This window comes from Hyphomicrobium methylovorum (genome assembly GCF_013626205.1).
Lineage (GTDB): Bacteria > Pseudomonadota > Alphaproteobacteria > Rhizobiales > Hyphomicrobiaceae > Hyphomicrobium_B > Hyphomicrobium_B methylovorum.
This window is the reverse complement of record NZ_QHJE01000001.1, coordinates 1722747-1734727: the sequence shown is the minus strand read 5'-3', so window position 1 is coordinate 1734727 and position 11981 is coordinate 1722747. Positions and strand designations below refer to the sequence as shown.

Below are 11981 nucleotides of genomic sequence, written 5' to 3'. Positions count from 1 at the left end.
GGGACTAGGCTCTCGTTCGTGCAACGTGCGATTCCCGACAGCAGTGAAGTAAGCGAAAAGAACGCGGCGGATACCAGTGGGTCCGGCGTGAGCTGGCGGGGCATGCTGCGCTTTTGGAGCAACCGCGGTCTGGCGGCGAAACTGATCGCGTTGACGGCTCTTTTCGTGCTGATCGCAGAAACGCTGATCTTCCTGCCCGCCATCGCCAACTACCGCGTGAGGTGGCTGCAAGAACGGTTGACGGCAGCTCAACTCGCAGCCCTCGCCTCGGACGCATTCCCCGGCGGCCAGATCCCGTCAGCATTGCGCGCCGACCTGCTGCGCACAGCCGAGGTTCGTGCGATTGCCTCCCGTCGCGAGGGCGAGCGCCGCCTCGTGCTACCCGCTCAGGGCGATCTCACGATCGACTACGTTTATTACCTCCAGCGTGAACCGGACTCGTTCTGGGAAGGGCTTGGGCTGAAGATCTCGCAAGTCAGCGATGCCATCACCACACTGACGGACGGTGGCGGCCGCACCATCCGCGTGGCCGGGCACGCAGGACCAGACAACAATGATCTGATCGAAATCGTAATACCCGAAGCGCCGCTCAAAGCCGCGATGGTGCGTTACGGCCTGAACATTCTGTGGCTCTCGATCATACTGTCGCTGATGACGGCTTTCGTCGTCTACTTCGCGCTGAGCCGCCTCTTCGTAAAACCGCTGACGCGCCTGACACGCAACATGCTGCACTTCTCCGAAGACCCGGAAGACGCTGCACGCATCATGCCCGAATCCGGACGCATGGATGAAATCGGCATCGCCGAACGCGAGCTTGCATCAATGCAACGCCAGCTTTCCGGCTTGCTCTCCCAGCGCAATCGCCTCGCGCAACTCGGCCTAGCCGTTTCGAAGATCAATCATGACCTTCGCAACATGCTGGCCAACGCTCAGCTTATTTCCGATCGTCTCGTCGACATTCCTGACCCGACCGTGCAGCGCTTCGTTCCAAAGCTCATCGCCTCTCTCGACCGCGCGATCCAGTTTTGTAATTCGTCACTGCAGTTCGGCGCTGCGTCAGAAGACGCGCCTCGCCGCGAGCTTATGTTGCTGAAGCCACTGGTCGAGGAAGTGGCAGACAGCCAGGGCCTCCCCCGCGAAGGCGCAATCGCCTTCGTCGATGACGTCGATCCCACGCTCCGGGTCGACGCCGACCACGAGCATCTCTTCCGCGCGATGAGCAACCTCGTCCGCAACGCCATGCAGGCCATCGAGGGGATCGAGGGCAAAACCGACGGCGAGGTTCGCATCAGCGCACACCGCGAGGGCCGAAAGGTCATCATCGACGTCCGGGATAATGGCGCGGGCGTGCCGCAGAAGGCACGCGAAAACCTGTTCAAGGCGTTTCAGGGCTCGACGAAAAAGGGCGGCACGGGCCTCGGCCTCGTCATCGCCGCTGAACTTGTGCAGGCGCACGGCGGCCGTCTGACCCTCGTGGATAGCCGCATTGGCGCACATTTCAGGATCGTCCTGCCCGACCGTTCGGTGGATTAGGCGGCACCAAACGAACATGCGGCGGATTTGCGCGATGCTCGGCCCTTTCGGGCACTTGCGTATCCGAACCTGACCCACTAGACAGTGGTGCTTCGTCGCCCGGCTACGGCCCGGGTTCGCCCGCAGCGACGACCGCGCGCCCGTAGCTCAGCTGGATAGAGCACCAGACTACGAATCTGGGGGTCAGAGGTTCGAATCCTTTCGGGCGCGCCATTGATTTCAATGCCTTAGCATTGATGCCGACCTCGCAGACGACCTTGGTTTGTCGGCATCTCGGTCGCACCAGCCCACAATTCGCAGCGTCGTAGGCCGTCGCACGCAAGCTCGCTCTTCGCGTGCTCACTTGCCTTTGGTTCTACGGAGCTGACGTCGAATGCATTCAGTCGCTGGGGATTGCGTCGCGTTCTTTCACACCGACGTCTTCGCGAAACTCTGATGGGCGAGCGGCGAGCGACACCGGTCGACCTGATGAAGCTTCATCGAAGAGCCGCAACACTCACGCACGAGCAGAACGAATTCCTCACTCGTGCTCGAGGCCCCAATCGCGATTGATCATCAAGGCGGCCAACGTGCAAATCACACCGGAGAGCAAGTACAGGCCGACGGACCAAAGACCGAAGCGGGTCGACAGAAACAGCGCGACGAGCGGAGCGAAACCTGCACCCACTAACCAGGCAGAATTGGCGACGATCGCAGCACCGGTATAGCGATGCTCGATTGGGAAGCGATCATTGACGAGGCCGGTCGATTGCCCAAACGCCAAACCCAGCAGGGCAAATCCCAAGAGCATGTATGTCGTCTCGCCGACGGGCCCTGCGTTCAGCAGTTGTGGCGCGAAGCCGCTGTACGCACCAATCGCAATCGCCGACATAGCCAGCAGCTGACGCCGGCCAATGCGATCTGCCAACAGACCGGAGGCAACAACGGCAAGAACGCCAACCATCGCGCCAACGATCTCGATCATGAGAAACCGAACGGCATTCTCTTTTGCAAACAGCGTCACCCACGACAGCGGGAATACTGTGACGACGTGGAAAAGAGCGAAGCTGGCAAGCGGCGCAAACGCGCCCAACGCAATCGTGCGCCATTCGCTGAAAAGCGTTTCAAAGGGAGGCGATGGCTGAAGCTCGCGGCTCTCGAACAGACGTTCGAACTCAGGCGTCGCAACCAAACGCAACCGCGCGAACAACGCGACGACATTGATGGCCAGCGCGACGAAGAACGGATAGCGCCATCCCCAACTCAGAAAATCTTCACGCGTCAGGCTCATCAGAAAGTAGGCGAACAGACCCGCTGCAACGATGAGGCCGAGCGGCGCTCCGAGCTGCGGAATCATCGCATACCAACCACGCTGCTTACGAGGCGCGTTCAACGCCAACAGCGTCGGCAAACCATCCCAAGCGCCGCCAAGAGCCATACCTTGGCCGAAGCGGAAGGCGCCGAGCATGACGACCGAAAACAATCCGATCTGCTCATAAGACGGCAGCAAAGCGATCGCCATCGTCGCCCCGCCCATAAGAAAGAGCGCCAACGTCAGCTTCACGCCGCGTCCATGATTGCGGTCGATCCATATGAATAAAAGTGTCCCAAAAGGCCGTGCAATGAAGGCCAACGGAAACAGCATGAACGAGTAGAGCGTACCGGTGACGGGGTCGACGAATGGAAATACGACCGACGGAAACACCAGAACCGAGGCCAGAGCGTAAACAAAAAAATCGAAGAACTCGCTCGTCCTGCCGATGATGACGCCTATGGCAATTTCGCCAGGCTTAATCGTGTGATCATCTGCGTTGATCTGTCGAGCATCTCGTTCGAGTGAGGTCGAGTTTGCTGCACCGGTGAGTGCGCTCATCATTCAACTCCAGCATCGTTTCGAACGCGAACAAGAGGTGCAATTCGATGAGGATCGGCTTGCTCCTTTGCTAGCAAAGTGTCAATAGAATCCCTGTGGGGTGCGATCTTGCCGCCGGACATTGTGTCCAGTTGTGTCTCGAAGCACGACCAGAATATCAGCGGTATCATGAGAGAGCGCATCATGAGTTTCCCGCGGCGCCTAGGCGGCATTACCGTCATACTCCTCTGCGGACTGCTCGCAGGGTGTCAGGGAGACGTGCTGGATCCTGCAGGCGACATCGCCCTCCAGCAGCGCAATTTGATTTACATATCGACCGTGCTGATGCTGTTGATCATCGTACCGGTCCTAATACTGATCGTTCTGTTTGCTTGGCGATATCGCGAAAGCAACAAGGACGCGTCCTATGATCCAAAGTTCCATCACTCAACCGGGCTTGAGCTGGTAATCTGGTCGATACCGCTGCTGGTTATCATTTGCTTGGGCGCAGTCACTTGGTCGAGCACTCACCTGCTCGATCCATTCCGTCGCCTGGATCGCATCGCCGAAGGTAAGCCAGCGGACCGCAGTCAAGCGCCTCTGGTCATCCAGGTGGTGTCGTTGGATTGGAAATGGCTTTTCATCTATCCAAAACAGAACGTTGCATCGATCAATGAACTGGTTCTGCCGGTCGATCGCGAGGTTCGCTTCGATATGACGTCGGCCAATATGATGAATACGTTTTACGCTCCGACGCTCGCCGGAATGATTTACACAATGCCCGGAATGCGCAGCCAGCTTCATGCGGTGCTCAACAGGCCGGGCGAATATCAAGGGCTCTCGGCAAACTACAGCGGCGCTGGTTTCTCAGACATGCGCTTCCGCCTGCGCGGAATTGCGCAGAGCGAATTCGACCAATGGCTACGTCAGAAGCAGGCGACGAGCACGCCGTTGACCACTCGTGACTACCTGAAGCTGGCAGCGCCGACCGAGAAGAACGCGATCCAGTGGTTCAGCGCTGCGCCGGAAGGTCTCTTCGATCGCATCGTCAATCGGTGCGTGAAGCCCGGTCAAACCTGCATTTCAGAGCACATGAAGCATGCGGGCCATAACGTTCCCTCAGCCTCAGCAGAAGATCGGGGCTCCGCAACAGCCTCGCCACATCCGCCCTCTTCGGATGACGTTCACAACGGATCTCATTAGGCCGACGACATGTCAGAGCATCACGCCAGTCCGACTTCCGTCGATCCGATATTCGGACGCCTGAGTTGGGACTCGATCCCGATTCACGAGCCGATCCTTGTCGGCACATTCGCAGTGGTCGCCGTTATAGGCCTCGCGGTCTTGGGACTCGTCACGCGTTACAGGCTTTGGGGCTGGCTTTGGCGTGAATGGTTCACCAGCGTGGACCATAAGAAAATCGGCATCATGTACATCATCCTGGGCATCGTCATGCTGCTGCGCGGCTTTGCCGACGCGGTGATGATGAGGCTTCAGCAGGCGCTCGCCTTCGGCGGTTCCGAAGGGTATCTGAACGCGCACCATTACGATCAGATCTTTACCGCACACGGTACGATCATGATCTTCTTCGTGGCGATTCCATTGATCGTCGGCGTCGTCAATTTCGTGATGCCGCTTCAGATCGGAGCGCGCGACGTCGCTTTTCCATTCCTGAACAATCTCAGCTTCTGGCTCACGGTGGCCGGGGCGTTGCTCGTTATGGCATCGCTCTTCATCGGCGAGTTTTCGACGGCTGGCTGGCTGAACTACGTGCCTGTGGCAAACGTCGAGAACAGTCCAGGTGTCGGGCCAGACTATTATTTATGGGCGCTTCAGATCGCGGGCATCGGCACGACTCTGTCCGCTATCAACATGGTCACGACAATCTTCAAGATGCGCGCGCCCGGCATGGGCCTGATGAAGATGCCCGTCTTCGTGTGGACGGCACTGTGCAGCAACGTCCTCGCCATCGCGATCTTCCCAGTGCTGACCGCGGCCTTCGCGCTTCTGATGCTGGACCGCTACGTCGACACCAACTTCTTCACCAACGACCTTGGCGGCAACGCCATGATGTACTGGAATCTGGTGTGGATCTGGGGACACCCTGAGGTGTACGTCCTGGTTCTCCCCGTATTCGGAATCTATTCGGAAATCGCCCCGACGTTCTCCGGCAAGCCGCTCTTCGGCTACACGTCGATGGTCTACGCGACGGTCGTCATCACCATTCTGAGCTACCTCGTCTGGCTGCATCACTTCTTCACGATGGGAGCTGGCGCGAGCGTCAACTCCTTCTTCGGCATCGCCACGATGGTCATCTCGATCCCGACCGGCGCGAAGATATTCAACTGGCTGTTCACGATGTATCGCGGCCGGATACGCTTCGAGCTGCCGATGATGTGGGTTGTCGCCTTCATGATCACGTTCGTGGTCGGAGGCATGACCGGCGTTCTGCTGGCCGTTCCTCCGGCAGACTTCGTGCTGCACAACTCCTTGTTCCTGGTCGCACACTTCCACAACGTGATTATCGGTGGCGTGGTGTTCGGCTTGTTTGCCGGAATGACCTACTGGTTTCCCAAGGCCTTCGGTTTCAAACTCGATCCGTTCTGGGGCAAGATCTGCTTCTGGGGTTGGGTAATCGGCTACTGGGTGGCTTGGACTCCGATTTACATCGTTGGTCTGATGGGAACGACGCGACGGGTACGCTACTTCGAAGACCCATCGCTCCAGCCCTGGTTCCTCGTCGCCGGGATCGGAGCGCTGATCATCCTCGTCGGCATTCTGGCGTTCGTCATTCAAATCGCCGTCAGCATCAAAAACCGCGACAAGCTACGCGACACGACGGGCGATCCCTGGAACGGGCGAACTCTGGAATGGTCAACGACGTCTCCGCCGCCAGCCTATAACTTCGCATTCACACCAGTCATCCGCGAACTGGACGCTTGGCATGACATGAAGACTCACGGCTACAAGCGCCCCACATCTGGCTTCCGCCCGGTTCACATGCCGAACAACACCGGCGCAGGCGTCATCATGTCGGCCCTTGCGTTGATCCTGGGCTTTGCAATGGTCTGGTACATCTGGTGGCTGGCGGCCCTGAGCGCCGCGACGTTGCTCGTGTACTCGATCTACTTCACCTTCGGCTACGATCGCGGATATTACGTGCCGGTCGATGAGATCGCCGCCGATGAACGCGCACGCGGCCTTATGGAGGCCCGAGCATGAGCGTAGCGCTTGATGAAAAGGCGTCGACGCCGACCTTCTACGTGATTGAAGACGAACATCACGATCACTCGGACGAAGGTCCGACGATGCTCGGATTCTGGATCTACCTGATGAGTGACGCACTCATCTTCGCGACGCTCTTTGCGACGTATGGCGTTCTCTTCACGGCCTACGCGGGCGGGCCAACCCCGCGAGAGCTGTTCGAGCTTCCGCTGGTTGCGTTGAACACGGCCTTCCTGTTGATCTCGTCGATCACTTACGGCATGGGCATGATGGCCATGCGGGACGGCGACCAAGCCAAAGTACAGATGTGGCTGGTCCTGACGTTCCTGTTCGGCTTAGCCTTCATATCCGTGGAACTCTACGAGTTCTCTCATATGATCGCCGAGGGAGCCACACCACAGCGCAGCGCATTCCTGTCTGCCTTCTTCACGCTCGTCGGCACTCACGGACTGCACGTGACGTTCGGACTGATTTGGATCGCCGTCATGTTGGCGCAAGTCGGAATGCACGGCCTCATTCCCGACAACCAACGACGCCTGATGTGCCTCGGCATGTTCTGGCACTTGCTCGACGTGGTCTGGATCGGCGTGTTCACCTTTGTTTATCTGCTGGGAGTCATCCAGTGACTGTTCGAAACAACACTCACGACGCTGGACTCGCGGCCCACAAGCATAAATCCGGGCATGGCTCGCGCCGGGACTACATGATCGGCTTTCTGCTGTCGGTTGTGCTGACGGCCATTCCGTTCTGGCTCGTGATGTCGGGCGTGCTCAGCGCCGCGCCAACAGCTGTGCTGGTGACTTTGCTGGCCGTCATTCAGGTCTTGGTGCACACGGTGTACTTCCTGCACGTCGACACGCGCTCCGAAAGCGGCTGGACACTTGTGGCGCTGATTTTCACCGCCATCATCGTGCTCATCGTCATTTCTGGATCGCTCTGGATCATGTATCACCTGCACGGAAACATGATGCCGCCGGCGCTTCCGCCAACGGCCGCACCGCCGATGTGAAGCGGACTCTTTTCCTAGTCCTGTGCGTGGTTCTGGCGGCCCTGTTCGCCGGACTGGGTGTCTGGCAAGTCGAACGCCTGCACTGGAAAACTGCTCTTATCGCAAACGTCGAGGCGCGCCTCTCCGCGCAACCGATCCCAGCCCCTCGTTTCGCCGACTGGACTCCGGATGACGCTTACACACGCGTAACAGTCCGCGGCGTTTTTCTGCATGATCGAGAAACGGCCGTTCAGGCTGTGACCGAATTGGGTCCAGGATGGTGGATCATCACACCGTTACGCACCGACGCGGGTATCGTGCTGATCAACCGAGGCTTCGTACCCCAAGATCGCAAACACGCCGCAGACCGCGCCAATGCACTGCCCTTAGGGAGCGTCGAGGTCCAAGGCCTCCTGCGCGCCAATGAACCAGGCGGCGCTTTTCTCCGTTCCAACGCTCCAGCAGAAGACCGATGGTACTCGCGAGACATTCAGGCCATCGCTCATGCGCGAAATCTCTCAGGCCCCGTCGCACCTTATTTCATCGATGCCGATGCGACGCCAAACCCGGGAGGCTACCCGGTCGGCGGTCTCACGATCGTTCGCTTCCACAACAGTCACTTCATCTATGCAGTGACGTGGTTCAGCCTATGCCTGCTCTGCCTCGTCGCGACCGGATTGTTTTTGCGGCGTCAACCATCCGCATGACGACGGACGGAACCGCTGCAAACAATCCCATCCGTTAGCCGTCAGAGTTCGTTGATCGGCACCTTCAGGTGACGCTTTCCCTGCTCGTCAGGTTCCGGCAGATTTCCGCCCCGCATGTTCACTTGAATAGACGGAATAATGAGCCTCGGTAGGTCGAGGGTCGCATCGCGTGTCGTCCGCATCTTGACGAACTCTTCCTCGCTCACACCATCACGGACGTGAATATTCTCGGACCGCTGCTCGGCAACGGTTGTCTCCCACTTGATGTCGCGCCCGCCCGGACCATAGTCGTGGCACATAAAGAGACGCGTCTCTAAAGGCAGCGAGAGAACGCGCTTCGTAGACCGATAGAGAATATGTGCGTCACCGCCGGGGAAATCCGCGCGCGCGGTGCCGCCGTCCGGCATAAACAGAGTGTCGCCAACAAAAGCGGCGTCGCCGATCACATGCGTCATGCACGCGGGCGTGTGTCCCGGCGTCAGCATCGCGAACGCCGTCATGCCGCCGATCTGGTAGGTATCGCCGTCTTTGAACAAGCGATCGAACTGACTGCCATCGCGCTGGAATTCAGTACCTTCGTTGAAGATCTTACCGAACACATCCTGCACGATTTTGATGTTCTCACCGATGCCAAGCTTCCCGCCGAGCTTTCCCTGGATGTAGGGCGCTGCGGAAAGATGGTCGGCGTGCGCATGGGTCTCGATCAGCCACTCGAGTTTAAGCCCGTGCTTCTGGATAAACGCGATGATCGCATCCGCCGACTCGTAGCTGATGCGGCCCGCCGCGTAGTCGATGTCCATCACGCTATCGATGACGGCACAGGACATCGATGCAGGATCTTTGACGACATAGCTCACAGTATTGGTGAGCGGATCGAAGAAGGCAGTCACCTCCGGCTTCATCGAGAGATCAACGGGATGCGGAATTGCATTCATGGGGGTCTCCTGAGCTGTCGGAGTTAGCGAGGTTTCGGTTTCATAACCGGAGCAGGTTGAAAGGCTACGAACGAGCGAGCCGCAGCCATCCCGGCAAGCATGGCAAGAGCAAACACGAACGTAGGCGTAGCACCGACCGGGAGCGCGGCCACAAGAGGTCCGGGGCAGAACCCGACCAGTCCCCAACCTAGGCCGAAGATCAGAGCGCCTGCCACCAAGCGGCGATCAACCCTGCCCGTCGGCGGGACATGAAATGTCTTATCGAGCAACGGCGCACCCCGCGCGAAGACCACGCGGTAGCCCGCCCACGTTGTAAGCACAGCGACGGCCATCGTGATGGCAAGGCTCGGGTCCCATGCTCCTGCGATGTCGAGGAAGCTCTGAACCTTCGCCGGATTGATAAGCCCCGATACGGCGAGGCCAACGCCAAACAGCAATCCGGAAACGAATGTCGCAAGGATGCGTGTCATTGGACCCCCAAAACATGGCGCATGAGAAACACTGTCGTCATCGCCGTAGCTAAGAACAAAAGCGTTGCAACAATGGAGCGGACAGAAAGGCGCGCCGTGCCGCAAACGCCATGGCCGCTGGTGCAGCCGCTGCCAATGACCGTACCAAGACCAACAAGAAACCCGGCAGCCATAAGCAGCGGGACATTCGATGTAACATCGACTTCGGTAGGCGTGCCGCTCGTAAACGCGTAGATCGCTGGTCCCGCAATGATGCCCGCGACGAATGCGACGCGGACAAGAAATTGACCGTCTTCATACGGTGGCAAGAGGCGCGATACGAAGCCGCTAATACCTGCGATGCGCCCCGTCGTTGCCATGAGGAGCACGCTCGCGAGACCAATGCATAGGCCGCCAATCGCTGCGGATATTGGAGAAAAGCCACTCATTCCGGTGCTCAAAAGCAAGTGCATGGCTGCCTCCTTAGGGCTGGCTGGAACGACGGCAGGTGCCGACGCCGGCGATGCAATAGGCCGGACAGAAGCGAACCAGACCTGTGAGCAACGGCACAATGCCGACCAGCTCCCAAAGCGTTTTGGGTCCAACGAATACGAGAGCGAGTAGCGCAATCCCCACAACAATGCGGACGTAGCGGTCGATGGTGCCAATATTTGCCGTCACAGCAGGCCTCCTGACGAAAGATCGAGAATAATCCTTAGAAGACCATCCGGCAGCCGTATGTGACCAAGTCACAGACCGACAAAAGCAAATAATTCTATATCACGTCAGGATCGCAAATTAGTGTTCCTTGGCAAGATTCGGTGCCGAAGCGCCGCGCCGCTCCCCCCAACACTCACGAGGACAACATGCACTCATCGAGCTTCAAGCGGCTTCTGGCCGGCATTCTTGGTGCGGGCCTGCTCGGGCTCAGTTGCTCCGCAATAGCGGATCCGGCTCCGACAGATCGCTCCGAGCTCGACTCGCACATCCGCGAGTACCTCATGGCCAACCCGCAGGTTATTCGCGACGCGCTCCTTAAACTCGAAGCCGACGAGCAAACCGCCAACACGAAGCGCATTCTGCGCGATCTGAAGGGCGACATTTACAGCGCCGGTTCACCTGAGATTGGCGCTACCGATGCGAAAGTCATCATCGTCGAGTTCTACGACTACAACTGCCCTTACTGCCGGGCAGCGTACCCGAAGATCAAAGACTACCTGAAGGCCAATCCCGATACGAAGCTTGTCCTGAAGGACATCGCCAGCCTCGGCAAGGATTCCGAAGCCGTGTCGCGGATCGTTATCGCTGCGACCAAACAAGGAAAGTTCGAAACCCTGCACGACGCGCTCATGACGCAGAAGGGTCAGATGACCGAAGCGCGCGCCGTCGAGATTGCAACAAAGCTTGGGCTCGACATCGAGAAGCTCAAAAAGGACGCGCGCACTCCCGAAACAAGCGACGCCCTAAGCCGTGCACAACAGCTTGCCGACCGCCTCAACGTCCCGTCAACGCCGCTTTATATCATCGGCCACAACGGCATCTCTGGCTCACCGGAAGAACTTATCGCGCAAATCACGCAGCATGCGAATGAGATCCGCAAAGCAGGCTGCGACGTCTGCTGAAGTAGATCGTCAAGGGGCGGCAGCAAGCCGCCTCAAGCCATCGGTGTTGAGAACATCGATGGCGCCGCGGGAGGTGGCGATCCATCCCCGCCGCTGAAACTCATTGAGCTGTCGGCTTATCACCTCGCGCGCGGTGCCGAGTTCCGCCGCCAATTGCTGCTGCGTCAGCTCGATATGATTTGTATCGCCGGCGCGTTCGAGCAAACGCTGCGCAAGTCGCACGTCCAAGCGGGCGAATGCAATATCTTCGATGACCCGGAACAAGTTCGTAATGCGGACACTGAAGGCCGTGAATACGAAACGCCGAAACGCTGCCGAACTCGCAATCAGCGTATCAAATGTCGCCCGCGGGATCGCCACCGCCTCGACGTCAGTCTCGGTTACACCTTCGGCCTGATATTCTTCGTATCCCATCAGGCAAGCCGTGGTCAGGGCGCAGCTCTCTCCCGCGGCCGCACGATAAAGCACGATCTCACGGCCAGTCTCAGACACCTGCTGAACGCGCACAGTGCCCTCAAGTAGCAGCAAGTAAGCTTCGGGCGCCTGACCGGGACCAAAAATGCGCGTGCCAGCCGGAAGTCGCACGATCTGACTGGACGCGATCAGCGGCTTTATAATCTCAGGCTCAAGCTTTTGAAGTCCGGGGAAGGCGGCAATCCAATCTGTACCGGTCATCTGGTCTCTACTTGTG

At 58.7% G+C, this 11981-nt stretch carries 13 protein-coding genes and 1 tRNA gene; 8 read left to right on the top strand and 6 right to left on the bottom strand.

All coding sequences use genetic code 11. The annotated features are described in order from the left end of the window. Positions 1-18: 18 nt before the first annotated feature. The gene (locus DLM45_RS16675) at positions 19-1533 is read left to right on the top strand and encodes a sensor histidine kinase (protein WP_343062266.1); all 1515 of its coding nucleotides are present in this window, start codon (positions 19-21) and stop codon (positions 1531-1533) included. A gap of 136 nt (positions 1534-1669) precedes the next feature. Then, positions 1670-1746, top strand: a tRNA-Arg gene (locus DLM45_RS08525). A 307-nt stretch (positions 1747-2053) separates the two neighbouring features. Here DLM45_RS08525 and DLM45_RS08520 read toward each other — a convergent pair. After that, a complete protein-coding gene (locus tag DLM45_RS08520) occupies positions 2054-3388 on the bottom strand; it encodes an MFS transporter (protein ID WP_425485204.1) in 1335 nt (444 codons plus the stop codon). A gap of 180 nt (positions 3389-3568) precedes the next feature. Here DLM45_RS08520 and cyoA point away from each other — a divergent pair, with 180 nt between their 5' ends. From cyoA to DLM45_RS08495, 5 genes are read left to right on the top strand one after another with little or no spacing between them, the layout of a single operon-like run. Then, on the top strand, positions 3569-4567 hold the full coding sequence (gene cyoA, locus DLM45_RS08515; protein ID WP_181336720.1) for a ubiquinol oxidase subunit II: 999 nt from the start codon (positions 3569-3571) through the stop codon (positions 4565-4567). Between the two features lie 9 nt (positions 4568-4576). Beyond that, a complete protein-coding gene (gene cyoB / locus DLM45_RS08510) occupies positions 4577-6586 on the top strand; it encodes a cytochrome o ubiquinol oxidase subunit I (RefSeq protein WP_181336719.1) in 2010 nt (669 codons plus the stop codon). Beyond that, positions 6583-7215 (top strand): cytochrome o ubiquinol oxidase subunit III, encoded by a 633-nt coding sequence (gene cyoC / locus DLM45_RS08505; RefSeq protein WP_181336718.1) that lies wholly within the window; start codon positions 6583-6585, stop codon positions 7213-7215. Before cyoB ends, cyoC begins: the two co-directional genes overlap by 4 nt. Further along, a complete protein-coding gene (gene cyoD / locus DLM45_RS08500; RefSeq protein ID WP_343062265.1) occupies positions 7212-7598 on the top strand; it encodes a cytochrome o ubiquinol oxidase subunit IV in 387 nt (128 codons plus the stop codon). The genes cyoC and cyoD overlap by 4 nt, the downstream gene beginning before the upstream one ends. Further along, positions 7595-8284, top strand: a complete 690-nt coding sequence (locus tag DLM45_RS08495) for an SURF1 family cytochrome oxidase biogenesis protein (protein WP_181336717.1) — start codon at positions 7595-7597, stop codon at positions 8282-8284. Before cyoD ends, DLM45_RS08495 begins: the two co-directional genes overlap by 4 nt. A 41-nt stretch (positions 8285-8325) precedes the next feature. Here DLM45_RS08495 and DLM45_RS08490 read toward each other — a convergent pair whose 3' ends face one another. The 4 genes from DLM45_RS08490 to DLM45_RS08475 are packed head-to-tail and all read right to left on the bottom strand — an operon-like array spanning position 8326 to position 10349. Beyond that, the gene (locus DLM45_RS08490; RefSeq protein ID WP_181336716.1) at positions 8326-9219 is read right to left on the bottom strand and encodes an MBL fold metallo-hydrolase; all 894 of its coding nucleotides are present in this window, start codon (positions 9217-9219) and stop codon (positions 8326-8328) included. Positions 9220-9242: 23 nt separating this feature from the next. Then, complete coding sequence (locus tag DLM45_RS08485) at positions 9243-9689, bottom strand: DUF6691 family protein (RefSeq protein WP_181336715.1); 447 nt, start codon at positions 9687-9689, stop codon at positions 9243-9245. Continuing rightward, the gene (locus DLM45_RS08480) at positions 9686-10141 is read right to left on the bottom strand and encodes a YeeE/YedE family protein (RefSeq protein ID WP_246317239.1); all 456 of its coding nucleotides are present in this window, start codon (positions 10139-10141) and stop codon (positions 9686-9688) included. Before DLM45_RS08480 ends, DLM45_RS08485 begins: the two co-directional genes overlap by 4 nt. Before the next feature lie 10 nt (positions 10142-10151). Beyond that, positions 10152-10349, bottom strand: coding sequence for a YgaP-like transmembrane domain (locus tag DLM45_RS08475; protein WP_181336714.1), 198 nt, complete (start codon positions 10347-10349; stop codon positions 10152-10154). A gap of 185 nt (positions 10350-10534) precedes the next feature. On the opposite strand from DLM45_RS08475, the gene DLM45_RS08470 reads away from it, so the two are divergent. Continuing rightward, positions 10535-11290: a DsbA family protein gene (locus DLM45_RS08470; RefSeq protein WP_181336713.1), complete on the top strand. Its 756-nt coding sequence runs from the start codon at positions 10535-10537 to the stop codon at positions 11288-11290. Positions 11291-11299: 9 nt separating this feature from the next. Here the strand turns inward: DLM45_RS08470 and DLM45_RS08465 are convergent, their stop codons facing one another. Next, positions 11300-11965: a Crp/Fnr family transcriptional regulator gene (locus DLM45_RS08465; RefSeq protein ID WP_181336712.1), complete on the bottom strand. Its 666-nt coding sequence runs from the start codon at positions 11963-11965 to the stop codon at positions 11300-11302. Between the last annotated feature and the right edge of the window lie 16 nt (positions 11966-11981).

Coding starts and splice junctions, on each gene's coding strand:
- DLM45_RS08480 (WP_246317239.1), bottom strand. CDS start 10,141: ATGCACTTGCTTTTGAGCACCGGAATGAGTGGCTTTTCTCCAATATCC.
- DLM45_RS08520 (WP_425485204.1), bottom strand. CDS start 3,388: ATGATGAGCGCACTCACCGGTGCAGCAAACTCGACCTCACTCGAACGA.
- DLM45_RS08465 (WP_181336712.1), bottom strand. CDS start 11,965: ATGACCGGTACAGATTGGATTGCCGCCTTCCCCGGACTTCAAAAGCTT.
- DLM45_RS08470 (WP_181336713.1), top strand. CDS start 10,535: ATGCACTCATCGAGCTTCAAGCGGCTTCTGGCCGGCATTCTTGGTGCG.
- DLM45_RS08485 (WP_181336715.1), bottom strand. CDS start 9,689: ATGACACGCATCCTTGCGACATTCGTTTCCGGATTGCTGTTTGGCGTT.
- cyoB (WP_181336719.1), top strand. CDS start 4,577: ATGTCAGAGCATCACGCCAGTCCGACTTCCGTCGATCCGATATTCGGA.
- cyoC (WP_181336718.1), top strand. CDS start 6,583: ATGAGCGTAGCGCTTGATGAAAAGGCGTCGACGCCGACCTTCTACGTG.
- cyoA (WP_181336720.1), top strand. CDS start 3,569: ATGAGTTTCCCGCGGCGCCTAGGCGGCATTACCGTCATACTCCTCTGC.
- DLM45_RS08490 (WP_181336716.1), bottom strand. CDS start 9,219: ATGAATGCAATTCCGCATCCCGTTGATCTCTCGATGAAGCCGGAGGTG.